A 25,687-nucleotide genomic window follows, 5' to 3' on the forward strand; every position below is an offset into this window, starting at 1 on the left:
ATCCGGCGCGTGCGCTAAGGCTTCTCCGTGAGCGGGCGGGGCGTCGTCAGCTCGGAGCCGATCTGCCGCCACTCCTGCGCGTAGGCGCCGCGAGCGAAGGCGCGCAGGTCGTCGGACGTCACCGTGCCCCGCGCCATGGCGGTCCCCAGCGCGCGCACGACGGCGTTGCGGTGCGGCTGCTCGACGTAGGGATTGCCCTCGCGGAACACCTCGCCGAAGAGCGACTCCAGGCGGCCGTCCTGCTTCAGGCGCTCGACGATGCGGGCCTGCGATGCGGGCTCGTTCGCGTGCGCGTGCAGCATGGCGGAGGCGAGCCCGCCCTGGGCATCCGCCTGGTCGGGAAACTCCGAGAGCAGCTCCAGCTCCGCGTCAGCGCCCGCGATGGCGGTGGCGTCCAGAGGCGGCGCCGTCACGCCGCGCTGGGCGGGGCGCCGGTCGGGCTCGAAGTCGCTGCGGCCCTGGAACGTCTGCACCGTGCGGTGCGCCTGGACACCCTTCGTCCCCTGGGTGGCGGTGCCGGAGGCCGGCCGCTGCTCCGGAGCGCTGGCGCGCTCATGCGCCGGGCCCTTGGGCGAGGACGGACGGTTACCACCATCGATGCGAGACATGGGGGCTCCAGGGATGGGGCCCGGTGCGGACAGAGCTCCGGGAATTCCCATGTAGGTTATCGGGCGCGGTGTGGCTCCAGTTGCGTCCCACCTCTAACGTGCGTCCGCCGGAGTGTCCCCGCACGGCGGGCGCGCCCGCGTCATCGCCCGGAAAAACGCAATGACTCCCGGCGTTTGGCGGGCAGGGGAGGGAAGTGGCGCTCCAGCCCGTGGACCAGGTCCTCACGCCACGCAGGGTAGTTGTGCCCACCGCTGTACTCCCGGAGTTCCACCTGATGCCCAGCTTCTGAGAGCACGGGAGCGATGCGGCGGTTGCCCTCCAACAAGCCCTCGAAACGGCCGCAGTCCAGCCAGACGTCCAGCGGGCGGCGGGGTGGGGGGCGCGCCAGGTCGAAGACGACGAAGTCATGGCCCTCCACCGTGAAGGCCCCGGACTGGGACAGCACCCGGCCGAAGACGTCCGGCATGCGCAGGCCGGTGTAGAGCGCCATCAACCCGCCCAGCGAGGCCCCCAGCACCGCGTGGGCACCGGGGCTGCGCCGCTCGTCCACCAGCGACAGCTTCTGGCGCGCCAGCGGCAGCACCTTCCACTTCAGCAGCCCCACCGTGTACTCGCTGCAGGCGTACTCCATGCTGCGTGTCTCGCCGCCATTGCACACGAGCGCCAGGGCCACCGGGCGCATGCGGCCTTCGGCCACCAGGGTGTCCACCAGCTCCGGAAGGCGGACGCGGCGCAGATAGTCCTCGCCGTCGTACACCACCACCAAGGGCACCGGCGCGTCCGTGGGCGGCGCGTACAGGTACACCCGGCGCTGGCCCGGCAGGTCCACGTCGCCTGTGTCCACCACATGCCGGGTGACGCGGCCCCGAGGCGCGCCGCGCGGGTGCCGGGCGGGCAGGGACGAGCGGGCCTGGGGCATGTGGAACGAGTGGTTGATGCCGCCAAGGCCGTTGTCGGAAGGGTGGCGGTTGAGCGGGTCCTCCACGCGCTGGCCGCGCGGGTCCTCCAGCGCGTATTCGACGTAGGCATCCGCGGGCAGCGTCAGCGTGCGAGCCCACAGTCCGGGCGCCACGCGCTTGAAGGGCAGCGGCTTGCCGCGCCAGTCCTGGAAGTCACCCTGGAGGCAGATGGGGCCTCGGCCGCGCCACACGAAGGTGGCGGTGTCCGATTCGATGACGGGCGTTCCCTCGGCGCGGGCCCGCGCCTCCAGTGTCTTCGCGTCCATCCGCGCACCCTAGGCCAGCAGGTCGCGCAGCGCGCCCTCCAGCTCCGGGTACCGGAACACGAAGCCCGCCTCATGGGCGCGCTGGGGCAGCACGCGCTGGCCCTCGAGCACCACCTTCGCCATCTCTCCCAGCGCCGCCTTGAGCACGAACGCGGGCATCCGCACCAGGGACGGCCGGCCCAGCACGTGGCCCAGCGTGTGCGCGAAGAAGGCGTTCGTCACCGGCGTGGGCGCGGTGGCGTTCACCATGCCCTCCACCTGGGGATGGGCCAGCAGGAAGAGGAGCAAATCCCTGGCGTCATCGCGGTGCACCCAGCTCACGAACTGCTCGCCGCTGCCCACCGGGCCGCCCGCGCCCACGCGGAAGGGGGGCAGCATCTTGTGGAGGGCGCCCCCCTCCGGGTGCAGCACCACGCCCATGCGCACCACCGCCGTGGGGATGCTGGATTCGCGCGCCTGCATCGCCTCCGCCTCCCAATCCACGCACACGCGGGCCAGGAAGTCGTCACCCGGAGGGCTCTCCTCCGTCAGCGGCTCCGCGCCGCGCGTGCCGCCGTAGTAGCCGATGGCGGACGCCGATATGAAGCGCCGCACCGTGCCCGCGCCCCGCATCGCCGCCACCAGCGCGCGCGTGCCCAGCACCCGGCTGTCGTGGATGCGGTGCTTGCCTTCCCGCGTCCAGCGTTGGGCCACCGGCTCGCCCGCGAGGTGCACGACGGCCTCCGCGTCCGCCAGGGCCTCGGGCGGCAGCGGCGAGCTGGCGTCGAAGGGCGCTCCCGTCACCCCGGCGGGCAGGCGGGCCAGGGCGTGTTCAACGTTCCGGGCCAGGACGTGGACCTGATGTCCACGCTCCAACAAACCTTGGACAAGCCCTGGACCCAGGAAGCCGCTCGCGCCGGTGACGGCCACCTTCATGGGGAGGGCTCCGAGGGCGCCGGCGAGTTCAGGTCCACGCCCACCAGGCGGCTCAGGACGGCGAAGAAGGTCGTCAGCTCATCCGGCTTCATCCGGCCGGAGTGCCGGTAGACCAGGGTTCCTTCGGCGTCCAGCAGCACGATGTTGGACGTTTTCAGCGGCAGCTTCCACGGCGCCTTTCCCAGTGCTCCATCCATATCCACCAGGATAGGCACGCCCACCTTCTTCTCCTCGTCCCGGACGAAGGAGAGGGCAATCTGGCGGGCCGGAAAAAAGTCGAAATTCTGAAGGTTTGCGACCGCCAGCACCCAGGCCGCGTCCAGGATTCCGCGCTCCTGCCCCCGGGCGAACAGCTCCTTCTTCAGGGTCGAGTTGAGCTTGGTCGAGTCCTTGTCCTCGTAGAACAGGATGACCGGTTTTCCGCGCCACTTGGAGAGCCGGACCTCCTTTCCCGCGGAGGTGCGTAACGTCGCATCCACCGGCTCCGGGGCCGGCGCCGCGCCCAGGGCGCTTCCCGCTGCCAGGGAGATGGAGAGCGCACCTGCGATCCACGCCTTCATGAGGGGACCTCTGTGTACAAGGTTATCGCAAACCCTAGACATACCCTTGACAAGCTCTGGACGCAAACGCTACCTCTAGGAATCAAAGGAACGGGTTCTTCGGAGGAAAGAAGCATGGCACTCACGCTTCCCGATGCGCAGTCGCCGACGGGTCCGCTTCCTCTGGAGCAGGCCTGGCTGCAACTGGTCCAGGCGGAGGTGGAGACCTCGCTGGCGGAGTTGTTCGAACTTCCCGACGAGGCCGGCCTGGACGTTCGTTGGACACAGGCGCTGACGCAGGCCCGGGCCTATACCTTGCGGCCCGCCAAGCGGCTCCGCCCCGCGCTGGTGATGGCCGGACACTGTCTGGCGCGTGGGAGCGCGGTGGTGCCCTCCGGGTTGTGGCGCTTCGCCGCGGGGCTGGAGCTGCTGCACACCTTCCTCCTCATCCACGACGACGTGGCGGATCAGGCGGAGCTGCGGCGGGGCGCCGCGTCTCTGCACCGGATGCTGGCGCCTGGACGCGCGGGCGAGGACCTGGCCGTGGTGGTGGGAGACCACCTCTTCGCGCGCGCCCTGGAGGCCATGCTGGGCTCGGGGCTGGCGTGCGTCGCGGGCGTGGTGCAGTACTACCTGGGCGTGTGCCGTCACACGGCGGCCGGGCAGTACCTGGACCTGGACCTGGGCCGCGCGCCGCTGGCGGAGGTGACGCTCTTCCAGACGCTGCGCGTGGCGCATCTGAAGACGGCGCGCTACGGCTTCTGCGCCCCGCTGGTGTGCGGGGCCATGCTCGGCGGTGCCAGCAGCGGCTTGGTGGAGGGGTTGGAGCGCGTGGGCCGTCACGTCGGTCTTGCCTACCAGCTTCGGGACGATTTGCTGGGCCTTTTTGGTGATTCCAACGTCGCTGGCAAGGCCGCTGACGGCGACTTCCTCCAAGGCAAGCGAACCTTTCCAGTGCTGGCCGCCTTCGCGCGCGCCACCGAGGCCGAGCGCACGGAGTTGGAGGCGCTGTGGGCGCTGCCGGTGGAGCAGAAGGACGCCGCCGCGCTGGCGCGGGCCCGCGCGCTGGTGGAGTCCTGCGGAGGCCGGGCCGCGTGTGAGCGCATGGTGGTGCGTGCCTCCCGGGCCGCCCGCCGCTCGTTGCAGTCGCTGCCCAACCCCAACGGTGTGAGAGAGCTGCTCGACGCGCTCATCGCCCGGCTGGCCCACCGCGCCGCTTGAGGACGCCATGAGTGCATCGACACAGGGCAGGCGCATCGTGGTGGTGGGCGCGGGCGTGGGCGGGCTGGCCGCCGCCGCCCGGCTGGCGCACCAGGGCTTCGACGTCCAGGTCTTCGAGAAGACGCAGGGACCGGGCGGGCGCTGCAACCGATTGCAGGTGGATGGCTTCACGTGGGACCTGGGCCCCACCATCGTGCTGATGCCGGAGGTGTTCGAGGAGACCTTCCGCGCGGTGGGCCGCCGCATCGAGGACTACCTGACGCTGCTCAAGTGCGACCCGAACTATCGGGTCCACTTCCGGGACGGTTCGGATGTCACCTTCACGTCAGAGCTGTGCGCCATGGGCCGCGAGCTGGAGCGCGTGGAGCCCGGCAGCTACGCGCGCTACCTCGCCTTCCTGGCCCAGGGGCGCGTCCAGTACCGAACGAGCCTGGACCACCTGGTGGGGCGCAACTACGCGGGCCTGCGCGACTACCTCTCGCCGCGCGTGCTCGCGCGCATCTTCCAGGTCCGCGCCCACCGCCGCATGTACGGGGACGTCAGCCGCTTCTTCCAGGACGACCGGCTGCGCGCGGCGATGACCTTCCAGACGATGTACCTGGGCGTGTCACCCTACGCGTCGCCCGCGGTGTACGGCCTGCTGCCCTTCACCGAGCTGGGGGTGGGCATCTGGTTCCCCAAGGGCGGCCTGTATGCCATCCCCCTGGCCCTGGAGCGGCTGGCGCGCGAGGAGGGCGTGCGCCTCCACTACGGCGCGCCCGTGGAGCGCATCCTCACCGATGGGGGCCGGACTCGAGGCGTGCGGTTGGAGGGCGGCGAGGTGGTGGAGGCGGACGCGGTGCTGTGCAACGCGGACCTGCCCTATGCGTACGAGAAGCTGCTGGACCCGAAGGCGACGACGCTCAAGCGCAGGGAGAAGCTGCGCTACACGTCCAGCGGCTACATGCTCTACCTGGGCATGAGGCGGCGCTACCCGGAGCTCCTGCACCACAACGTGGTGTTCGGCCGGGACTACAAGGGCTCCTTCGACGACATCTTCGAGCGCTTCCGCGTGCCGGAGGACCCCAGCTTCTACGTCAACGCGCCCACGCGCACCGACGCGTCCCTGGCGCCCGAGGGCAAGGACGCGCTCTATGTGCTGGTGCCCGTGCCGCACCAGCACCCGGACCTGGACTGGAAGGTGGAGGGGCCCCGGGTGCGCGCGAAGTTCTTCGCGCGCATGGCGGAGCTGGGCTTCCCGTCGCTGGAGTCGGACGTCGAGGTGGAGCGCGTCTTCACCCCGGATGACTGGGCCGGCACCTTCAACCTGGCGCGTGGCAGCGCCTTCGGCCTGTCCCAGAACTTCACGCAGATTGGCCCCTTCCGTCCGTCCAACCAGGACGCGCGGGTGAAGAACCTCTTCTTCGTCGGTGCGTCCACGCAGCCGGGGACGGGGCTGCCCACGGTGCTCATCTCCGCGCGGCTGGTGACGGAGCGGCTGATGACGTGGGCCCACGCGCAGGGCGTTCCGCTGTCGCCTCGGGCGTCCGCCGCCACGCCGCTGGAAGGGGTGGCCGCGTGAGCCCGCCTGTCGACAAGGCGCTGGTGGAGCGCGGCTATGTGCTGGCGAAGCAGGTGACGCGCCATCACGCCAAGAGCTTCTTCTTCGCCTCGTACCTGCTCTTCGGCCTGCGCCGGAAGGCGGCGTTCGCGCTCTACGCCTTCTGCCGGCGCCTGGACGACATGGTGGACGGGGACGACGCGGCGAGCGCGGCCGATGCGTTGCCGGTGCGGCTGGCGCGGGCGCGGCAGCGCGTGGCGGAGCTGTACCTGCCCATGCCGGAGCTGGCCTCGCGCGAGCTGGGGCCGCCGGCGGACCGGGTGAAGGGCAGCGCGGCCGCGACGCCGTGGGACGCGCGGGAGTTCGCCGCGCTCGAGCACACGGTGCGCCACTTCCGGATTCCGGAGCAGCCCTTCCAGGACCTCATCTCCGGCATGGAGATGGACCTGACGAAGCACCGCTACGCCACCTGGGCGGAGCTGGACCTCTACTGCTACCGCGTGGCGGGCGTGGTGGGGCTGATGCTGACGCCGGTGCTGGGGTGCTCGGACGCGGCGGCGGTGGAGCCCGCGGCCGACCTGGGCCGGGCCATGCAGCTCACCAACATCCTCCGCGACGTGCGCGAGGACCTGGAGCGCGGCCGGGTGTACCTGCCCGCCGAGGAGTTGGCCGCCTTCGGGTTGTCGGAGGACGACTTGCGGCGCGGACAGGTGGACGCGCGCTGGCGGTCCTTCATGCGCTTCCAGGTGGAGCGCTCGCGGGCGTACTACGCGCGGGCGGCGGCCGGGGTGCGCTACCTGACGGGCTTTGGCAGTCAGCGGATGGTGCGGCTGATGGGCGCCATCTACGGCGACATCCTGCGCGACATCGAAGCGCGCGACTACGACGTGTTCAGCGCCCGCGCCCACGTGACGACGCGCCGCAAGCTCGCGCTGGCTTCCGCGGCCATGGTGCGGCCCGCGGCGGTGCTGCCCGCCCCCCAGGGCGAGGTGCGCATGCCGCTGCTCCCCACCGGGGCGGGAGGGTGAGGGCGTCATGCGTGGCGAGGGAATGAAGATGGAGCTTCGGCGGCGCAAGGGAGGTGGAGCATGAAGCGCACCCGCGTCGCGGTGGTGGGCGGCGGCATCGGTGGACTGACGGCCGCCGGGCTGCTGGCGAAGGACGGGCATGAGGTGACGCTGTTCGAGCGGGGCGCCTCGCTGGGCGGCAAGGCCCAGGCCGTCACCGTGAATGGCATCACCCTGGACACGGGGCCCACCTTGCTGACGCTGCCGCACCTGGTGCGTGGCACCTTCCAGCAACTGGGCGCCGAGGACCTGCTGCCGCGCTTCACGGAGCTGGAGCCGCAGTGCGCCTACCGCTTCGAGGACGGGTGTGACTTCACGGCCTACAAGGACGTGGAGCGGATGGCGGAGAGCGCGGCGGGTGTCCGCCCGGGTGAGCGCGACGGCATCCGCGGCTTCTACACGGAGGCCGCGGCCATCTGGCGGGCCGCGGGTGAGCCATACCTGGAGGCCCCCTTCGAGGGCATGGCGGGCTTCATGACGCGGGTGGCGAAGCGCGGCGTGGGGGCCGTCATGGCGGGGATGAAGATGGGCACGCTGCACGAACTGGCGGCCCGGCACTTCAAGACGGACCACCTGCGGCAGTACGTGGGCCGCTTCGCCACGTACACGGGCGCGTCACCCTACGAGGCCAGCGCGGCCTTCGCGCTGATTCCGCACATCGAGCATGCCTATGGCGTGCACCACGTCCGAGGCGGCATCGGCGCGCTGGTAGAGGCGCTGGGGCAGGCCGTGCGCCGGCTGGGCGTGCGCATCCACCTGGACACGCGGGCGCGCTTCGAGCGCACGCGCGAGGGCTTCCAGGTGGGCCCACAGGAGGGCACGGAGCGCTTCGACAGCGTGGTGGTGAACGCGGACCCGCTGGCGCGGCTCGCTCGCGTGAAGGAGCCGCTGGCGCTGTCTGGCTTCGTGTTGCTGTTGGAGGTGGAGGGCCGCATGGCTCTACCGCACCACACGGTGCTCTTCGGCGGTGACTACCGGCGTGAGTTCGCCGAGCTGTTCGGCGGGCAGCTCGCGTCCGACCCGACGGTGTACTTCTGCAACCCCTCCGCCACCGATGAGAGCATGGTGCCTCCGGGCCGCACCGGGTTGTTCGTCATGGTGAACGCGCCCGCGCTGCCCGTGGACGCGCGCGGCGCGGAGCAGGCCACCCGCGACTGGGAAGCAGGCGCCGAGCGCGTGAAGGCGCAGATGCTGGAGCGCCTGTGCCGGCACTACCCGGCGCTCAAGGGGCGCGTGCGTGTCATCGGCCAGCGCTCGCCGGTGGACCTGGCCGCGCAGGGAGCTCCGGGCGGCTCCATCTACGGCTTCCTGCCGCACGGGAAGTTCGGCCCTTTCCGCCGCCCGCGCATTCGCGGCAACACGCCGGGCCTGTTCTTCGCGGGAGGCGGCACACATCCGGGCGGCGGCGTGCCGCTGGTGATGTTGTCCGGCCGCTTCGCCGCGGAGCTGGCTTCGCAGCACCTCCGGAGGGATGCATGATGCGCTTGGTGAAACTCCCCGCCCTGCCGGACGCGCCGGGCACCTACCGCTGGTTCTATGCTGACGTCACCGCGGGGCCCTACAGCGCGGTGTGCATCTTCATGCTGGGCTCGTTGTTCTCGCCTCGGTACTCGGTGGCGGCGCGGCGGGGCGGACGGCCGCTGGAGCACAGCGCGGTGAACTTCGCGCTGTACCACGCGGGGGTGCGGCGGCTGTGGGTCCTCAGCGAGTACGCGCGCGCGGAGTTGGAGGCCCCGGGCCGGCTGCGCATCGGCCGCTCCATGCTGTCGTATGAGGGAGACGGCACGGTGCGGATGGCCGTGGACGACGGGACGGCGCCGTGGGGCCGGCCCGTACGCGCGAGCCTGTCGCTGGAGCCGATGACGCCCGTGGGCGAGGTGGTGCAGCTCATGCCGGGGCTGCCGCACTACTGGCAGGCGCTGGCGCCTCGTTCGCGGGCGCGGCTGGAGGTGGCCTCGCTGGGCATCGAGGCGAGCGGCCTGGGTTACCACGACACCAACCACGGCGGAGAGCTGCTGGGCGCGCGGTTGTCGGGGTGGCACTGGGCTCGCACGCACCGCGAGGACGAGACGGTGGTGGACTACCACCTGCCTGAAGGTGTCGCGCCGCTGCGAGTGGTGGCGGGCGCGCGCGGGGTGCGCTGCGAGCGGGGCCCCGCGTTGGTGGAGGCGCGGCCCACCCACATCACCGGCTGGGGGCTGCGCGTGCCGTCACGCCTGCACGCGGGCAGCGTGGTGGTGGGACAGCCGAAGCTGCTGGAGTCGTCGCCCTTCTACGCGCGGCTGGAGGCGCGCCAGGGGCCCCTGGACTCCCTGGGCGAGGTGGCGGACTTCCGCCGCTTCCACTCGCCCTTCATCCGCTGGATGGCGCACTTCCGCACGCGCATGGGGCGGGCGGCATGAGCGCGCTCGTCCTCGCGTCCCTGGCGTGGTGCGCCGTGGCCACGGGCTTCAGCGCGGTGGCGTGCGTGCGTCTGTCGCGCGCGCGGGCTGGCGCCGCTCCCCAGTCCGGCGCGCTGCCGCCCGTGTTGCTGCTGCGCCCGGTGGACGCGCCCACGCCTCGAGAGCTGGAGAATCTGGCGCAGTCCATCGACTACGCCGGGCCGTTGGAGCAGGTGGTGGTGTCGCCCTACCGTCCCCGGCTCGCCCCGGGCGTGCGGTGGCTTCCCAGCGATCCGCTGACGCCCAACCGGAAGGTGGGGCACCTGCTCTATGCGCTGGACGTGTTGCCCGTGGGCGACCGGGTGGTGCTGTCGGTGGACGCGGACGTGGCGGTGACGGGCGCGCTGGTGGAAGGCCTGGCCGCGCCGGTGGCCGTGGGCGCCGCGCTGAGCACCGCGGCGCCGCTGCCAGTAGGGCCTCGGGACGGCGCGAGCCGGGCCATGGCGGGCCTTCTGCGTTACACCCACCACAGCTTCCGGGCCCTGGATGCGATGAGCGCGGGCGCCAAGGCCGTGTGTGGCAAGGCGCTGGGCTTGTCTCCCGTGGCCGTGGAGTCGCTGCGGCGGCTCGCGGACCACATCGGCGAGGACCTGGAGTTGGCCAAGCGTCTTCACGCCCAGGGGCGGGACGTGGTGCTGAGCCGCGCCCCGGCGGTGGTCCCCCTGGACGCCGAGGTCTCCTGGGCGGCGCCCCTGTCGCGCTTCACGCGCTGGATGCAGGTGCTGGCCAGTCACCGGCCCGCGCTGTATCCCACGGTGCCGCTGCTCTTCACGCCGACGCTGCCGCTGACGGCGCTGGCCGCGGCGCTGGGGTCCCCCGTGTTGGCGGGCGCGGTGGTGGGATTGGTGGCCGTGCGGACCTTGCTGGCGTTGCGGTTGGCCGGGCTCCACGCGCCGGTGGCGGACGTAGGGCGGGCCTGCGCGGTGACGGACTGGCTGTTGGGCGAAGCGCTCTTGCTGGCTGCTTTCCTGCGCTCGCTGTGGCGGCAGGGAACGGTGACGTGGCGGGGGCAGACCTATGCGTTACGACCCGGAGGCCGAATGATACGGGTGGCTCCGGAGCTGAGTGGAGGACCCGGATGACATACGCGCGATTCCTCGGGCTGTTCGTGGTGGTGCCCATTCTCTTCCTGGCGTGGCGCTACCGCCGCACCTTCACGGCCAGGAGCCTGGCGCCCATGGGGCTCCTGCTCATCGTCGTGTACGCGGCGACGTCGCCCTGGGACAACCTGGCGGTGAAGTGGGGCCTGTGGGGCTTCGACCCCGAGCGCATCTGGGGCATCAAGCTGGGGTACCTGCCTCTGGAGGAGTACCTCTTCTTCGGCCTGCAGACGCTGCTGGTGGGGCTGTGGGCCCAGGCCCGGCTGGCGCGTGCGCTGGCGCCGGATGCCCAGTCGACGCGGCGCGCGGCGGAGACGGGTGAGCGCCGCGACGGCGCGCTGACGGCTCGGGAGGTGGCGCCATGATGGATACGAAGTGGGCATACCTCATCCACCTGTTGGGCTGGACGCTGCCGGTCATCGCCTTCCAGTGGGTGGTGCTGGTGCGCCACTACAAGGAGCGCTCCGGCGCGGTGCTCAAGGCGGTGCTGCCGCCGGCCTTCATCATGGGGCTGTACCTGTCCATCGCGGACCACCTGGCCATCTCCACCGGCATCTGGAACTTCGGTGAAGGCAAGCACCTGGGCGTGTACCTGGGCGTGGTGCCGCTGGAAGAGGTGGTCTTCTTCCTGATTACCAGCGTGTTGGTGTCGCTGGGCCTGGCGCTGTTCACCGGGTTGGTGTCGTTGCTGGGGGAGGCCCGGGCGTCGTGATTCACGCGGCGAAAGGCGGCCCGCTGGGCTGGGCGTGGGACCGGTACATCGGATGGAAGTTCCGCTCGGCGTTCCGGGGATTGTGGGTGCGTGGGGCGCTTCCACCAGGAGGGCCGGGCCGGCTGGTGTACCTGAACCACTCCAACTGGTGGGACGGCTTCGTGCTCAACCAGCTCTGCCAGACGGCGGGTTGGGACGGCTACTGCCTCATGGATGAGGAGAACCTGCGCCGCTACCGCTTCCTCACGCGCATTGGCGCCTTCAGCGTCCGGCGCAAGGACGCGACGTCGCCGGTGGCGTCGCTGCGCTACGCGAAGGAGTTGCTGCGCAAGCCCCGCGCGGTGGTGTTCGTCTTCCCGGAGGGGGAACACCGCCCCTTCGGCGTGCTCCCGCTGCGACTGGAGCGGGGCGTGGAGCTGCTGGCGCGGGTGTCGAAGGTGGAGTGTCTGCCCATCGCGGTGCGCTACGGCTTCTTCGAACACGAGCGTCCAGACGTGTTGCTGGAGGTGGGCACCCCGCATCCACCCGGTGACATGTCCGTCTTCCAGGAGGGATTGGAGACGGTGGTGCGGCGACTGGCGGCGGTGACGTCCATGGAGGGCTTCACGCGCAGGGTGTCCGGTGCGCGAGGCGTGGCGGAGCGCTGGGACGCGGCCCGGGGGCTGGCGTCATGACGTTGCGCATCCGCACCATCGCGCGCATGACGGGCATCCGCGAGGCGACGCTGCGCGCCTGGGAGCGGCGCTACGGCTTCCCGCGTCCGCTGCGCAGCGAAAGCAACAACTACCGCGTCTATTCGCGCGAGGAGGTGGAGGCCGTCCGCCGTGTGGCCCGGCTCATCCAGGAGGAAGGCCTGTCGGTGAGCGAGGCCATCGCCCAGGTGAAGACGGAGCCGCCGCGTGAGCAGCCTGAAGCCGAGCGCCTGAGCGAGCGCTTCTGGTCCTCCGTGGGGGCCCTGGAAGGGGACGAGGTGACGCGCGTGCTGGATGATGCGCAGACCGTCATGGACGCGGAGGACTACTGTGACGGCTTCCTGCTGCCCCTGCTGCGGGAGATGGGCGTGCGGCTGGACGTCGCGCGGGAGCACCTGGCCTCCGCCCTCATCCGCCAGCGCCTGCGGCAGGTGTATGACGCCCTGGCCCCCGCGCCTGCCGGTCCCCGTGCCCTGCTCGCCTGTCCGGCGGGAGACCACCATGAAGGCGGCGTGCTGATGCTGGGCATCCACCTCAAGCGCAAGGGGTGGCGGGTGACGATGCTGGGCGCGGACACCCCGGCGGCGGCGCTGCAGGGGGCTTGCGGGCAGGTGCGGCCGGACGTGGTGGCGCTGTCCTTCGTGCGCGCCCGTGCGCCGGAGGAGTTCGCCTCCGTCCTGGAAGACGCGCTCCGGGCCTGCGCGCCCTTTCCCGTGGTCGTCGGCGGGCTGGGGGCTCGCGAGCACCTGAAGGCCATCTTCTCGCTCGGCGCGCAGTACGCGGAGTCGTCGGAAGAACTGGTGGCCATCTGGAACCAGGTGCGCAACGCTCAGAATCGCCCGTAGTCTTGCCGTAGCGACATGGCTGAGCGCACCTATCGAATCAACATCGCCGCGGAGTTGGCAGGAGTCCGGGTGGAGCTCATCCGGGCCTGGGAGCGCCGCTACGGCGTGCTCACGCCGCGCCGCACCCCCGCGGGCTACCGCGCCTATACGGACCGGGACGTGGCGGTGCTCAAGCAGCTCAAGCGGTTGACCGACGAAGGCGTGGCCATCAGCGAGGCGGCGAAGCTGCTGCCTCAGTTGATGGAGGGGCTGGAGGCGGAGGCCGCGGGGCGGGGTGCCAGCCCGGACGCGCGGCTTCATGCGGAGACGTGGCGGGAGTCCGTGCTCGCCGCCGCCCAGGCGTATGACCAGCCGCGCGTGTCAGACGTGCTCGACGAGGTGCTGGCCACGCTGCCCCCGCTCAAGGCCTTCGATGAGGTGCTGGCGCCCCTGCTCTGCGACGTGGGCGAGCGCTGGGAGGCGGGCACGCTGACGGTGGCGCAGGAGCACCTGGTGTCGCAGATGGTGCGGGCGCGGCTGGTGAGCCTGCTGCACGCGGCGCCCCTGGGGCGGCACCGGCATGGCGTCCTGGCGTGCTTTCCGGAAGAGGAGCACGAGATGGGCCTGCTGGGCGCGGCGCTGCGGTTGCGGCACCTGGGCGTGCGGGTGACGCTGCTGGGGCAGCGCGTCCCCGCGGAGGACCTGGGCCGCGCGGTGTTGGCGCTGCGGCCCGACTTCGTGGGGCTGTCCGCGGTGGCCAGCCGGAGCGCAGGGTCCTTCGAGGACACCCTGACGCGTCTGAGGCAGGCGCTGCCCAGGGGGCTGCCCGTCTGGGTGGGCGGCGCCGCCGCGCGCTCGCACCAGGCCGTGTGCGAGCGGTTGGCGGTGCACGTCTTCCAGGGCGAGGAGGACTGGGACCGCCTCGCGGGGACGTGAGTCAGGGCGTGTTGATGGCGGAGTGGTTGAAGACGCGGCTGCCGTAGTACCGGGCCGCCTGCTCTGCGTCGTCGCAAATCTCCGCGCACTTGCCCGGGGCGTAGGGCGTGTTCGGGTCCCTGCAGTCGTTCACGATGTTGCCGTTCGCATCATAGATGGGGGGATTGAGCGGCACGCAGGGCGCGGTCAGGTGCTTCCAGCGCAGGTGGCTGAGGCACGCGGGGCCCGCGGTGTTCCAACCCGCCTCGAAGGTCAGGTCATTCGAGCTGGAGTCCGGCGAGGGCGCGGAGATGATGGCCGGCGTCAGGGCGTCCCAGGGACGGATGCGGGTGCCGTCCAGGGTGAAGGATGTTCCCTGGCCACAGTAGTCGGCGCGCGCCATGCGGGTGCAGGACCAGTGCGCCTCGGTGATGGGCCCGGACGTCGCGCCGTCCAGCCACGGCTGGTAGCCCCAGCGGTAGCACTTGGCGATGACGCCCGCGTCGCAGCCCAGCGTGAAGCCCCGGGGGCTCTCGTACCGGGTGCCCTGCAGGTCGAAGAGTCCCTGCACGGGCACGGCCCAGTTCGCCCCAGTCGGGCACAGGGGCACGGACGCCGTCGTGTAGCGCACTTGGTAGAGGAAGGTGTGCCCGCTCGGCTCCCACATGCCGGAGCCTTCGGTGTTGGGGAGCGCGTTCCCGTTGATGACGTCCTCGACCACCAGGGCGGGGCCTGTGGACGGCTGACGGAGCCGCGCGCCAATCAGCTCCTCGCCTCGGAGGACCTTGCGTGTCGTGGGGTAGGTGCTCGACCGGCTCGTCAGCTGCATCACCCAGGTGGTGTTGGGCGTGCCCGGCCCCGCGAGCGCGGTGTACACGCCGCTGGAGGGACAGGTGAACGTGACGGCGGGGCAGTTGTTGAGGGAGAAGTTGCTGTTGGCGGAGGCGAGATAGCCCGGCCCCTGGTGCTCGCACGGGGCTTCGCCCGCGCAGACGCGGACCACGGGGGCCCCCGTACACCGGTTTCGAAGGGAGCCGCTGTCGCCTCCCATGAGCGCGACGGCCTTTCCTGGCGAACAGACGCCTTGCCCGTCCACGATGAAGCCACAGCCGCGCGTCTCGTTCGCGGGCGCCCCCCCGCCGCAAAACATCAGGCTCGGCGTGGTGCCATCCACGGAGAGGGGCATGTTGGCCACGATTTCCCCGCGCATCAGTTTCAGGGTGGCGACCCGGAGCGCACCGTCGTGCTGCACGAGCGCTTCGTCGTACATCACGGTGCGCACGGGCGTTGCGTGAAGCTGGGTGCCTTGGGAGTGGGAGTCGGGGTCGTCCTCGTCACCCGCGAAGGCTTGCTGGGTCAGCGCCGTGTCCGTTTCGTCCACGGGGGGCGCGCAGGCGGCGAGCAGGTAGAGGGCGAGACAGGGCGGGAGCATGCGGAGGCGGAGCGTCACGTGAGACACCTCGGTCATCGTGGAGTACGCGGTGACAGAGCATCCGCCATGCCACTCAGCGCGTGCCGCCCGGTGGCTGGTGTCCTTGGCAGGACTTGCAGGCAGCCGTGTCCTGGCGTGCGTTGCGAGCAGGAATGGACGGCAAGGATTGCCAGGGGGCTGGCAGGGATTGCCGGCAGGGGACGCCCGTTCAGGGGCGCGGCGTGGCGCAGACGCGAAAGCCGATGAGGGCCTCTCGCTGCGTCCGCTCCACGCGGTCCCGGTTGGCGGTGTGGGCCGTCAGGTCGCTCTGGTACCAGCTGCCGCCCTGGGCGGACGGCTTCTCCGGGTCCACGTCGGAGCGCGTCCACTCCCACACGTTGCCCACCAGGTCGTCCACGCCGAAGGGGCTCCGCGAGCGCGGGTGGCTGCCCACTTCGTCGGGGCCGAAGCCCCAGGGCTCCCGGCCATAGGTGGCGTCATGGTTGGCGTCGTCCGGCGCCAGCCAGTCGCCCGCGGGGTAGCGGCGGCCGTCCGCGCCTCGCGCGGCCCGTTCCCACTCCCGCTCCGTGCACATGCGCGCGCCCGGTACCTGGCCGGTGCGGTCCAGCCACGCCACGTAGGCCAGGGCATCGTCGAAGGAGACGGCGGACACGGGGAAGCGCAGCCAGTCCTGCTCCTGCCGGCGGTCCCGCTTGCCGTAGCGCAGTCGTTCACCGTCCCTCACGCTGTAGCTGGCGGACGCGGGGCGCAGGGTGAGCCGCCAGCGGCCATCCGGCTCGTGGGCCAGGTCCACCACGGTGAGGCGGCGGCGCGAGCCCGGCATCCGCGCGGCGCGCTCCTCCGGGGGCAGCGTCTCCAGGAAGGCGATGTACTGCGCGAACGTCACCTCGTGCCGCGCGATGAGGTACGCGTCCGTGTCCACCCGATGCAGTGGCGGCGCGAAGAAGAAGGCACGCCGCAGGTATTCGCTCTCCGACGCGCCCTGGAGGAAGCGTCCGGCGGGGATGTGCACGAAGCCCTCGGGTACCGACTCCGCGGCTGGCAGGGGCACGTCCAGCGCCAGCCGCTCGCCGGATGCGAGGAGCACGGGGACGCGCACCGGAAACCGGCCCGGCGCTTCCAGCACCAGGAGGTGGGACCCCGCGGGCAGTGCCTCCTCGTGCAGGGGCGTCTGTCCCAGGTCGCGTCCCGGGACGGGCTCTCCCTCCGGCGTGGGCTCCAGCAGCCGCACGCGAGCGCCCGCGGGCTCGCTGGTGAGCGTCAGCCGTGCCGGTGCCGTCAGCCCCCGGCGCAGCTCGCCCATGGGGTCATGGGCCCCGAGCCGCGCGAGCCACTGCGCGCGCTGCTCGGGTTGGCGTTCCTGTTCGGCGAACTCCACGCGCGTTACCAACAAGTTGGCCATGAGCGGGCTCACCCGAGGGTTTCCGGGCGCCAGACCCCAGGCGGCCTCCAGCTCCGACATGGCGCGCAGCGCGGTCTCCTCCACCGCCTGCCGGGTCTGTTGGGCGCGGCTCCACACGGCTTCGGCCGCTTCGCGGTTCTGAGGGCCCGGCGTGTCGAACAGGGTGAAGGCTTCGGCGCTCAGTTGGTCCAGCTCGGCGCGGTGCATGTCCAACGCGACCTGCTGCGCCTGGGCCTCGTCCAGGTGGCGGTTGATGCGGGCATCCAGTTGCGCCCGGGCCTGCACGCGAGTGACGCCCACCACGCCTCCCAGCACCAGGGGCACCAGGGCCACGGCCAGCCAGCGCGTCGCCCGGCGTCGACGCACGGCCCTTCGTGAGCGGGAGAGGAAGTCTCGCTCCCGGGGTTTCTCGACATGGGAGAGGCCCGCGGCGCGGCTCTCGGTGAGCTGCCGCTCGCCGTAGAGCAGCTCGGGCGGCTGGCCCAGCCGCTCCCACTCCGCGGCGGCGCGCTCCAGGCGCATGCGCACGGCGCGGCGTTGCTCGTCCTGCCCCAACCACCCGCGCAGGGTGTCCCAGCCGGTGACGAGGCTCTCGTGGGCCAGCGTGTACACGCCGTCTCCGTCCTCCGCCTCGCCCGCGGTGAGCAACCGGCCGCGCACCAGTCCGTCCAGCACCGCGCGTCCGGCGTCGTCGTCGGGGCCCCGCAGCAGCTCCTCCTGGGTGCGGCGCAGGCGCGTGCCCTCGGGCGTCACCAACTCCAGGAGCATCGCCCGGGCGCGAGGCCGTTGCTCGGGCCGGAGACGGGCGACCACGGCGTCCGCGTGACGGGCCAGCGCGCCTTCCACGCCGCCCAGGGCCTCCAGTGCGGCGGCGGGGATGAGCTGGCGCTGGGAATCGCGTGCCTCCCAGAGTGCCTCCAGCGCGAACTGGAGCAGCGGCAGTCCTCCCTCCGCCCGGGCCGCGGAGGCGACCAGGGCGTCCACCATGGCGGGGCTTTCGAAGCGCATGCCCAGCACGCGGAGGGGGCCCGCCACGGCTTCTCGCAGCCCGTGTTCGGAGAGGGCGCGCAGCAGGTGGAGCGCGCGCGGCAGTTCATCACCCAGACCCGGGAGGGCCACCAGCCGTGTGAGGCAGTCGCTGCGAGCGGTGGCGAGGAGGCGGAAGCGGGGCGAGCGGCGCAGCACCAGGGCCAGTTCCTCGGCGAGCCGGGCCGCCTGCGTGGGCTCCGAGAAGGTGACGAGCTCCTCGAGCTGGTCGATGAAGAGGAGCAGGGGGGGCGCGTTCGTGGGCCGGCGGCGCAGGGCTCGCGCCAGGACGCCGGGCTCCTCGGTGGCGAGGCGTGCGCGCAAGGCATCCGCGCTCTCTCCGACCACGGGGGCCAGCAGCTCCACCCAGGTCTCCAGCGGACGGCGCCCGGGTGTCCCGGAGATGACTGCCCATGCGGGCCCGCCATCCTCCAGGCCGCTCTGGCTGACAGCAGGGAGAATGCCTGCCCGGCACAGCGAGGATTTGCCCACGCCGGAGTCGCCCGCCAGCAGGACGAAGGTGTCGCCGCGCAGCCGGTCCAGGACCTCTCGCAGCTCGGGTTCGCGGCCGAAGAAGACGCTCCGGTGCGCGGCATCGAAGGCCCTCAGGCCCAGGTAGGGATTGCCTGCGGGGATGGCACTGGCGCGCGTGGGCGTGCTCAGCGCTTCGAGTGCTTCCCGAAGTGCGTCACCCGACTCGTAGCGCCGGGCCGGGTCCGCGTCGACGCATCGGTCCACGATGGCGGCGAAGGCTGGCGACGCTCCGGGTGCGCGCTCGGCGAGCGGCGACGGGGGGCGCTCCTGTATCGCGGCCCCGAGCTGCTCCAACGGTACGCCCTCATGGGGCGCGTGGCCCGCGCACAGTTCGTAGAGGAGGACGCCCAGCGCATAGACGTCGCTGGCCCGGCTGGCGGGCTCACCGCGCCACAGCTCGGGCGCGAGATAGAGCGGCGTGCCTGGAACGAAATCCTGGCGGGCCTCATCGGCGTGCGGCGACGGGGCGTCGCTTGCTTCGGTGCCGAGACGCGGGCCGGTATCGCGCCCCTGCGTGACGGAGAGCGGCCGGGTGTCCGTGGGGCGAGGGCCCGGCGAGGACACAGCATCCGTGACATCCGGCACGGGGAGGGGCTGGGTATCCACGGGCCGTGGCCCAGGCATCGGCCGGGTGTCTTTGGGGCTCGGCCCCGGCGAAGTCGGAACGTCCGCGCCCGCCGTCGAGGCAGGAAGCGCCTCCTCCGCGAACGCGGACTCCGCGAGTCCGAAGTCGAGCAGCTTCACCTCGCCGTCCTCGGACAGGATGGCATTGGCGGGCTTGATGTCCCGGTGGAGGATGCCGCGCCGGTGCGCCGCGGCCAGCCCTCTGGCGAGCCCAAGGCCCAACGCGAGCGCCCGCTGTGCATCCACCGGCCGCTGCAACCGGTCCAGCGGCTCGCCTCGGATGAACTCGGACACCAGGTAGGGCTGACCGCGCACCTCGCCGACGCGGTGGATGGCCACCACGTTGGGGTGCTGGAGCCGGGCGATGGCGCGCGCCTCCTGGAAGAAGCGCGCGCGCGCCGCCGCGTCCGGCCGCCGTCCCTGCGCCGTGGCGATGAACTTCACCGCCACCTGCCGGTCCAACAGCGTGTCCTGCGCCAGGAACACCTGTCCCATGGCGCCGTGCCCCAGGGGGCGCAGCAGCCGGTACTCCTCGAACTCCGCGGGGGGATCCAATCGCCCGGAGGAGGATTTCATCCGATGGGCGACCCCTTGCGAGAGGTGCGAGGTTGCAGTCCGAGCTGCTTCAGCTTGAACGAGAAGGTCCGGATGGGCATACCAATCATCGCCGCCGCGCGAGTCTGGACGCCCTCTGCCTCTTCGAGCGCCTCCTGCATGCGGCGGCGCTCCAGGTCTCGAATCTCCTGGGCCAGGGGAACCCGCGTCTTCTGGGGCGACACCCGTTCGGCCACCGCGGGAGGCGGCCCCAGGTCCTGCGCGGGCGCGCTGGCGCCACGAGGCTGCATGCGCGAGGGAAGGTGGTGCGGCTCCACCACGTTCTCCGGCACGGCGGCCGCCGCGTAGTCCATCAGGTTGCGCAGCTCGCGCACGTTGCCGGGCCACGCATGGCGGGACAGGGCATACAGCGTGCCGGCGGACAGCTCCATCTCCTCACGGCCCAGCGACTGGCACGCCCGGGCCAGGAAGTCGCGCGCCAGGAGCGGCACCTCGCGCGGGCGCTCTCGCAGCGGTGGCAGCAGCACCGTCGCCGCGCCGAGCCGGAAGTACAAGTCCTCCCGGAACCGCCCCGCGGCCACCTCCGCTTCCAGGTCCCGGTGCGTGGCGGCCACCACGCGCAAGTCGATGGGGCGCTCCCGCACGTCGCCCACGCGGGTGATGCGGCGGACCTCCAACGCGCGGAGCAACTTGGCCTGCGCGGAGGGAGGCAGCTCGCCCACCTCATCCAGGAAGACGGTGCCGCCCTGCGCGCTCTCCAACAGGCCCACGCGGGCGGTGTTGGCCCCCGTGAAGGCGCCGCGCTCATGGCCGAAGAGCTCGCTCTCCACCAGCCCCTCCGGCAGGGCCGCGCAGTTGATGGCGATGAAGGGCTTGTCCGAGCGCGGAGACCAGTGGTGCACGGCGAAGGCGGCGTTCTCCTTGCCCACGCCCGTTTCACCGCACACCAGCACGGGCAGCTCGCTGGCCGCCAGCCTGCGCAGCAGCGCGTAGAGCTGCGCCATGGCGGGGTCCGCGACCAGCACGGTGCGGTCCGCCAGGGTCAGGCGGGTGATGCCTTCCGCCGCGGGCGCCCACGCACCGGACACCGCGGTCCGGGCCGCTGCGCGCGCCGCCGCCACCAGGGACTCCGCGTCGCAGCCATCCGATGGGCAGGTCGCGATGCCCAGGCGCCCCTGGGGACACGCGGCCAGCAGCGCGCCGACGCGCTCACCCAGGCCATCCTCGCCCGGCTCTCCGGAGACCTCCGGCATCATCCACAGCAGGTGAGAGCCGTCCAGCCAGCCCGCGGCTTCCGCGGGGCCCGCCTCCGCCGCCAGCAAGGCCTCCGCGGCTTCGTGTCCCACGCAGCCCTGCTCCGGCAGCGCGAGCACCAGCGCGGTGAGCGGCCGGCCATACCGCAAGGCGCGTTCCGCTTCCTCTCGCAGCCGCGCCATCAGCCGTTCCGCCTGGAGCGGGGCGTGCGCGGGAGCGGCGCGTGCACGCGTGCGCACCACCGCGACCACCGCGCCAAAGGACACCACGTCACCGGACAGCAGGGGCTGCGCGGTGTCCACGGGGCGGCCGTTGAGGGTGGTGCCGTTGTGGCTGCCCAGGTCCACCAGACGCGCGCCTTCCTCCGTCAACACCAGACGCGCATGGCGGCGTGACACGCTGTCGTCGCGCAGGCACAGGTCCGCCTGTTCGTCGCGGCCCACCAGCACCACGCCTTCGACGGGAAGGGAGAACCGTGACGTCGAATCTCCCTCCAAGACCAGGAGATACGAGGCGCCGGAGTCTGATGATTCCGGCGCGCTCCCAAGAGGGCGCGTGTCGCGGGCACTGGGCTGTGAATGGGCCATGTCGGGCCTGTGAATGCTGGCACGCCCACACTGGACCGGGCAACGGGGGGCCCGCCCGGACATGCGCCGGCTCGGATTCCACACGGCTGGGTGGCTCATGGCCGCAGCGTCATGGGAAGAGACTCTCCCGCACGCGACAGGTAGATGCGCGAGGCCAGCCGGCTTCCGTCGTCCGCGCGCCGCATCACCGCCTGTCCCTGCAGGCCGTTCACCCGCATCAGGGATGACAGCAATTCCGCGCGTGCCTCGGCCGCATCATGCTCCACCTCCAGCACACACATGCGGGTGCGGCAGTCCACGCGCGTCAGGCGTGAGCCCGCGAAGTCCGGACCGCTGAACGCACGGGTGACGAGCGTCTCCGTCTGTCCCGCCCATTCCCTGTCACGCGGCTCGGTATGGGCGGCGGCCTGCAGCTCGGCTTCCAACTCCTGTCGCCGCTCCTCGCGAGCAACCTCCAGCGTGGCCAGGGTTTGCGCGGTGGGCGCTGCCGCCCGGGTTGCGGGCGCTGCCGCCTCCTCGGGCACGGGCAGCGGCGCGGAGCGCCCCACGGACTCCACGCGTTGCAGCAGGTGCCCGTGTCCCCGGCGCAGCGCCTCCAACTCCGCGCGCAAGGCCCGCACCTCCGACGTCAGGTCCGCTGGGGACCCGGGCCGGGCCTCGGCGGCTTCCGTGCGCGCCGGTGGGGCTTCGGGCGTGGCCCCCCACATGCTCCACCCGCTGGCGGCGGCAACGGCGGCCGTGGCCAGACCCAGGATTCCCCAACGAACCTGTCGCATGGTGGCTACTCCGTGACGACGAAGCTGGCGAGGACGGACGCGTACGTGCTGGAGCCGCTGGTGTACTGCCCTGGCAGCACGCAACGCAGGCTCACGTAGCCGTTGACGCCCGCGAACACCGACGGGAGGTTGATGGAGAAGGAGTTGTGGTTGGCCGTGTCCGCACCCCAGCTGGAGCACGCGGAGGACGAAGCCAGGGAGGAGCCGTCCTTCTCGGCCACCGTCGCGGTGCAGCAGACGTTCTCCGTCAGGTGCGGGTCCAGCGCGGTGACGCTGACGGACAGCGATTCAGAGAAGGAGGGCGCGGCGATGTTGCGCTGAATCGGGCAGACGACCTCGAGCGTGTTCGCGTTGGAATTGAGGAGGCGGCCACTGCGGAAGACGGTCGGGTTGTGGAAGCCCGAGACCGACGTACAGAGCGCGCCCGAGTAGGTCGCGGTCCCCGCGAAGGCGGGCAGGGTGCTGAGCATCGCGAGCGCGGCAACGGACTTCGACACGAACGAAAGCGACTTCTTCATGGAGCTCTTCCTGGCTGCACGCCCTCGTCGCGGCACCGCGTCATGCGGGCCGGCGGAGCGTGGCGAGCAGGGGAAGAGCAACCCGGATGCCAGCCATTGCACGGCGTCCGTGCCTGGGAGTCCATGGCAGGTGAAGCAGATGTTGCCGCGCCCGCGCCATTCCGGTGCGGCAAGGCTTGCCAACCCCGGCAGGACTTGCCGTTGCTACGGCGAGGTGGCGGGCAGTGTCGGGGCGGCGGGGGTGGGGGCCAGCCGATGGAGCGCCGGAGGTGACGCGCTCAGCGCCCCCACGTAGAGGCGGCCATGAAAGCCCTCCGCGAGCGGCTGCGGGAAGAGCCGCACCCCGGAGGCGACGTCGGGCTTCTGCCGGACCTCCTTCGTGGGACTGATGGCGAACACGTTGCACTCCACCGAGTCCCAGACGTTGAAGCGGCAGGAGAACTGCGTGCCTCGCGTGAAGCCCACGTCGAGCGCGCGCACCGACGGGAGGACCTGGGCCAGCCGCGCTCCCAGCGGCGCATAGTCGCTGTCCCAGTTCACGCCCGCCGTCCGCACGTGCGTGCCACCCGCGAGCACCAGCGTCCAGGCCTGGGCGCGTGTCTGCTGGTGGGCCAGCAGGTGCCGGGCCATCTCCGCCTCACGCTCGTTGCCCTGGGCCTTCTCGGCGTCGAAGGCCACCAGGGAGATGTCCTTGCCCGACGCGCGCAGCCGGCGTGCCTGTTCGATGAGCCAGAGCATGGCGCTGCTGCTGCGGCCGTCCTGATAGGTGCGCCGCCAGAAGGGGCTCTCGCTCATCAGGGTCTGGAGGTCCTGGGGCTGGCCTGCGCTCGCCAGGTAGCTCTCCAGCAGCGGCTGCTCGGAGGCGGGCAGCGACAGCGCCAGCGTCACCGGCAGGCCCTGGGCCGTGGCTTCGCAGAGCATCCGCAGCGCGGCCGCGGGCAACTCCCGCGTGCCCAGCGGGTCCGCCAGCAGCAGCACGTGCCCTGGCGCCATCAGCGGGCCGGCGCCGTCCACCGGGGTGCCACACTCCGGCGCCTGCTGCGCCTGCTCCGTCTGTCCTCCTTCTGGCGTCACGGAGCGGATGGGTACGGGCGCGTTGCTGCCCACCAGCTCCAGTGCGGGCACCATCTCCAGCCGCTGCAACAAGGTCCGCTCGATGTCCAGGTCGCGCACGCCGCGCACCATTCGCATGCGCTCCATGCCCGGCGCGTTCTTGAACGGGTCCTCCATGGGCACCGCCCGAGGGCCACTGGGACCGTTCGCGTAGGTGAAGGCGTCCCGCGTGGCGTCAAAGGGATGGGCATCCAGCGCGGCGAACATGGCCGCCTCCCGCTTGCCCGCCGCCTGTGGCGGAATCTCTAGTTGGGTATCCATCTCGTTGTAGCTGAGCCGGAAGACGCGCACGACGGTCTGCCGCGGCCCCAGCCGCTCGCCCTTGATGTAGTAGCGCTCGATGGTGCGCAGGCCCGGCGTGTTCTTTCCGGGCTCATGGGCCGAGGAGAACATCTCCAGCCCGCCTTCCTTCTCCAGGACGTCGTAGCGCTGCTCTTCCAGGATGCGGCGCGCCACCATCATCGCGTCCTCGGCGGGGACGATGTACACCAGCTCTTCTTCCGGCGTTTCGTACTCGCCCGTGTCCTCGTTGGCCGTAGCGCCGAAACCCCGGCTCAGCGTCGCGCAGCCAGCGCACATCAGGCCCAGTCCCATCAGCGCACCGTGAAGCCGCATCGAACCCTCCTCAGAGTCTTGCTTCAGGCAAACGGCCTGGATGTCGGGCCGAAACGCTCGGCGCCCACAACCATATCGGGGGGCCACCGGGTGCATTGGTGTCCGGCGCTCAGGTGTAGTGAACTACCTCCGTGCCGGTTCCTTCCTCCGCATCCGCGTCGCGTCCGGTGGGGCCGTTCCAGCTCCTCTCGCTCGGCGTCAATGGCATCGTCGGCGTCGGCATCTTCTTCGCCCCGGCGGAGGTCGCCGCGCTGGCGCCGGGGGCCAGCGCCATTGCCGCCTTCGCGCTCACCGGGCTCGCGTTGATACCGGTGGCGCTGGCCTTCGCCGTGCTGGGCCGGCGTTTCGACGAGGACGGCGGGCCCGTCCTCTTCGCGCGCGCGGCCTTTGGAGAGCGGGCGTCCTTCCTGGTGGGGTGGGTGGCCTACGTCAGCGCGTTCCTGAGCACCGCCGCGGTGGTGGCGGGCCTCTCCCAGGCGGTGGCGCCCTCCCTGGGGCTGGAGGGCGCCCTGGGGCAGTCGGTGCTCGCCTCCGTCCTCGTCACGGCGCTGGCGGGCGTGGTGGCGTCCGGCATCCGCGTGTCGGCGGGGGCCTGGACGGCGCTCACCATCTTCAAGCTGCTGCCCCTGGCCGCGTTGCTGGTGGCGTTCCTGGCGCTGTCGGGGCCCCCTCCCGCCACGGCGGTGGCCGCGGGCCCGGCCGTGGACGTGTCGTGGCTGCGGGCGGGGTTGACGGTGATGTTCGCCTACCAGGGCTTCGAAATCGTCCCGGTGATTGCGGGGCAGGTGCGCTCGTCGTCGCGCACCGTGCCGCTGGCCACGGTGGGCTCGCTGCTGGTGGCGGTGCTGCTGTACGTGGGCCTGGTGTGGGCGTGCGTGGCCGCGCTGCCGGAGCTGGCCTCACAGGCCGCGCCGCTGGCCGCAGCGGCGGGCGTGTGGGGCGGGCCCGGGCTCGAAGGGTGGGTGAAGGCAGGCACCAGCGTGTCCGCGCTGGGCATCTGCCTGGGGATGATGGTGACGACGCCGCGCTACCTGTCCGCGCTGGCGTCGGGCTCGCACTCGCTGCTGGGCCTGGACGGGATGTCCGCCGGAGGCGTGCCGGTGCGCGCGCTGGCTGTCACCTGGGCGCTGGTCCTGCTGTTCGTCAACCTGGGCGACCTGTCGGAGCTGTTCGCCCTCTCCAGCATCGCGGTGCTGATGCAGTACGGCGTCACCTCCGCGGCGCTGGCCGCGCTGGCCTGGCGGCGCGAGCGGGGGCTGCGTCCGCTTCACGCCTTGCTGGCGGTGCCCACGCTGGGGCTGGGCCTGACGTTGGTGGCCTTCGGCGCCAACCCGCGTGAAGGCGTCACCATGGCCCTCACCCTCATCGCTGGCGTGGTGCTGCTGCGGCTGTCGCGGCCCCGGGCTCCGGAGCCGTCAGCGGCGCTTCGCGGCGAGCCGCTGTAACGGACG

At 71.8% G+C, this 25,687-nt stretch carries 22 protein-coding genes; 12 read left to right on the forward strand and 10 right to left on the reverse strand.

Going from position 1 to position 25,687, the window contains the following annotated elements:
• Positions 1 to 14: 14 nt before the first annotated feature.
• From HNV26_RS11855 to HNV26_RS11870, 4 genes are all read right to left on the reverse strand, one after another.
• Positions 15 to 608 (reverse strand): hypothetical protein, encoded by a 594-nt coding sequence (locus HNV26_RS11855; protein ID WP_253816490.1) that lies wholly within the window; start codon positions 606 to 608, stop codon positions 15 to 17.
• 140 nt (positions 609 to 748) lie between these two features.
• Positions 749 to 1,834 (reverse strand): alpha/beta hydrolase-fold protein, encoded by a 1,086-nt coding sequence (locus HNV26_RS11860; protein ID WP_171444418.1) that lies wholly within the window; start codon positions 1,832 to 1,834, stop codon positions 749 to 751.
• A gap of 9 nt (positions 1,835 to 1,843) precedes the next feature.
• Positions 1,844 to 2,749 carry a TIGR01777 family oxidoreductase gene (locus tag HNV26_RS11865; RefSeq protein ID WP_171444417.1) on the reverse strand — a complete coding sequence of 302 codons (906 nt, stop codon included), beginning with the start codon at positions 2,747 to 2,749 and terminating at the stop codon, positions 1,844 to 1,846.
• Complete coding sequence (locus tag HNV26_RS11870) at positions 2,746 to 3,309, reverse strand: peroxiredoxin family protein (protein WP_171444416.1); 564 nt, start codon at positions 3,307 to 3,309, stop codon at positions 2,746 to 2,748. The genes HNV26_RS11865 and HNV26_RS11870 overlap by 4 nt, the downstream gene beginning before the upstream one ends.
• Before the next feature lie 114 nt (positions 3,310 to 3,423).
• Here HNV26_RS11870 and HNV26_RS11875 point away from each other — a divergent pair, with 114 nt between their 5' ends.
• The 11 genes from HNV26_RS11875 to HNV26_RS11925 are packed head-to-tail and all read left to right on the forward strand — an operon-like array spanning position 3,424 to position 13,821.
• Complete coding sequence (locus tag HNV26_RS11875; protein WP_171444415.1) at positions 3,424 to 4,509, forward strand: polyprenyl synthetase family protein; 1,086 nt, start codon at positions 3,424 to 3,426, stop codon at positions 4,507 to 4,509.
• 7 nt (positions 4,510 to 4,516) lie between these two features.
• A complete protein-coding gene (locus HNV26_RS11880) occupies positions 4,517 to 6,070 on the forward strand; it encodes a phytoene desaturase family protein (protein WP_171444414.1) in 1,554 nt (517 codons plus the stop codon).
• Positions 6,067 to 7,077 carry a phytoene/squalene synthase family protein gene (locus HNV26_RS11885; protein WP_171444413.1) on the forward strand — a complete coding sequence of 337 codons (1,011 nt, stop codon included), beginning with the start codon at positions 6,067 to 6,069 and terminating at the stop codon, positions 7,075 to 7,077. Before HNV26_RS11880 ends, HNV26_RS11885 begins: the two co-directional genes overlap by 4 nt.
• A gap of 60 nt (positions 7,078 to 7,137) precedes the next feature.
• Positions 7,138 to 8,595, forward strand: coding sequence for a phytoene desaturase family protein (locus HNV26_RS11890; RefSeq protein WP_171444412.1), 1,458 nt, complete (start codon positions 7,138 to 7,140; stop codon positions 8,593 to 8,595).
• A complete protein-coding gene (locus HNV26_RS11895) occupies positions 8,592 to 9,518 on the forward strand; it encodes a carotenoid 1,2-hydratase (protein ID WP_171444411.1) in 927 nt (308 codons plus the stop codon). The genes HNV26_RS11890 and HNV26_RS11895 overlap by 4 nt, the downstream gene beginning before the upstream one ends.
• Positions 9,515 to 10,639, forward strand: a complete 1,125-nt coding sequence (locus tag HNV26_RS11900) for a glycosyltransferase (protein WP_171444410.1) — start codon at positions 9,515 to 9,517, stop codon at positions 10,637 to 10,639. Before HNV26_RS11895 ends, HNV26_RS11900 begins: the two co-directional genes overlap by 4 nt.
• The gene (locus tag HNV26_RS11905) at positions 10,636 to 11,022 is read left to right on the forward strand and encodes a lycopene cyclase domain-containing protein (RefSeq protein WP_171444409.1); all 387 of its coding nucleotides are present in this window, start codon (positions 10,636 to 10,638) and stop codon (positions 11,020 to 11,022) included. Before HNV26_RS11900 ends, HNV26_RS11905 begins: the two co-directional genes overlap by 4 nt.
• A complete protein-coding gene (locus HNV26_RS11910) occupies positions 11,019 to 11,369 on the forward strand; it encodes a lycopene cyclase domain-containing protein (RefSeq protein WP_171444408.1) in 351 nt (116 codons plus the stop codon). Before HNV26_RS11905 ends, HNV26_RS11910 begins: the two co-directional genes overlap by 4 nt.
• The gene (locus HNV26_RS11915) at positions 11,366 to 12,043 is read left to right on the forward strand and encodes a lysophospholipid acyltransferase family protein (protein ID WP_171444407.1); all 678 of its coding nucleotides are present in this window, start codon (positions 11,366 to 11,368) and stop codon (positions 12,041 to 12,043) included. Before HNV26_RS11910 ends, HNV26_RS11915 begins: the two co-directional genes overlap by 4 nt.
• On the forward strand, positions 12,040 to 12,906 hold the full coding sequence (locus tag HNV26_RS11920; RefSeq protein ID WP_171444406.1) for a MerR family transcriptional regulator: 867 nt from the start codon (positions 12,040 to 12,042) through the stop codon (positions 12,904 to 12,906). The genes HNV26_RS11915 and HNV26_RS11920 overlap by 4 nt, the downstream gene beginning before the upstream one ends.
• Positions 12,907 to 12,921: 15 nt before the next feature.
• Positions 12,922 to 13,821 (forward strand): MerR family transcriptional regulator, encoded by a 900-nt coding sequence (locus HNV26_RS11925; RefSeq protein ID WP_171444405.1) that lies wholly within the window; start codon positions 12,922 to 12,924, stop codon positions 13,819 to 13,821.
• Between the two features lies 1 nt (position 13,822).
• Here the strand turns inward: HNV26_RS11925 and HNV26_RS11930 are convergent, their stop codons facing one another.
• The 6 genes from HNV26_RS11930 to HNV26_RS11955 form a co-directional block, all read right to left on the reverse strand.
• Positions 13,823 to 15,250 (reverse strand): ADYC domain-containing protein, encoded by a 1,428-nt coding sequence (locus HNV26_RS11930; RefSeq protein WP_366816852.1) that lies wholly within the window; start codon positions 15,248 to 15,250, stop codon positions 13,823 to 13,825.
• A 190-nt stretch (positions 15,251 to 15,440) separates the two neighbouring features.
• Positions 15,441 to 19,394, reverse strand: coding sequence for an nSTAND1 domain-containing NTPase (locus HNV26_RS11935; RefSeq protein WP_171444403.1), 3,954 nt, complete (start codon positions 19,392 to 19,394; stop codon positions 15,441 to 15,443).
• Positions 19,391 to 21,214: a sigma 54-interacting transcriptional regulator gene (locus HNV26_RS11940; RefSeq protein ID WP_253816491.1), complete on the reverse strand. Its 1,824-nt coding sequence runs from the start codon at positions 21,212 to 21,214 to the stop codon at positions 19,391 to 19,393. Before HNV26_RS11940 ends, HNV26_RS11935 begins: the two co-directional genes overlap by 4 nt.
• A 95-nt stretch (positions 21,215 to 21,309) precedes the next feature.
• A complete protein-coding gene (locus HNV26_RS11945; protein WP_171444402.1) occupies positions 21,310 to 21,990 on the reverse strand; it encodes a hypothetical protein in 681 nt (226 codons plus the stop codon).
• Positions 21,991 to 21,995: 5 nt separating this feature from the next.
• On the reverse strand, positions 21,996 to 22,508 hold the full coding sequence (locus HNV26_RS11950; RefSeq protein WP_090485431.1) for a hypothetical protein: 513 nt from the start codon (positions 22,506 to 22,508) through the stop codon (positions 21,996 to 21,998).
• A gap of 204 nt (positions 22,509 to 22,712) precedes the next feature.
• On the reverse strand, positions 22,713 to 24,236 hold the full coding sequence (locus HNV26_RS11955) for a hypothetical protein (RefSeq protein ID WP_171452797.1): 1,524 nt from the start codon (positions 24,234 to 24,236) through the stop codon (positions 22,713 to 22,715).
• A 167-nt stretch (positions 24,237 to 24,403) separates the two neighbouring features.
• On the opposite strand from HNV26_RS11955, the gene HNV26_RS11960 reads away from it, so the two are divergent.
• The gene (locus HNV26_RS11960; RefSeq protein WP_171443080.1) at positions 24,404 to 25,681 is read left to right on the forward strand and encodes an APC family permease; all 1,278 of its coding nucleotides are present in this window, start codon (positions 24,404 to 24,406) and stop codon (positions 25,679 to 25,681) included.
• Positions 25,682 to 25,687 lie beyond the last annotated feature (6 nt).

The organism is Myxococcus xanthus, assembly GCF_013116825.1.
In the GTDB taxonomy this organism is placed as follows: Bacteria; Myxococcota; Myxococcia; order Myxococcales; family Myxococcaceae; genus Myxococcus; species Myxococcus xanthus_B.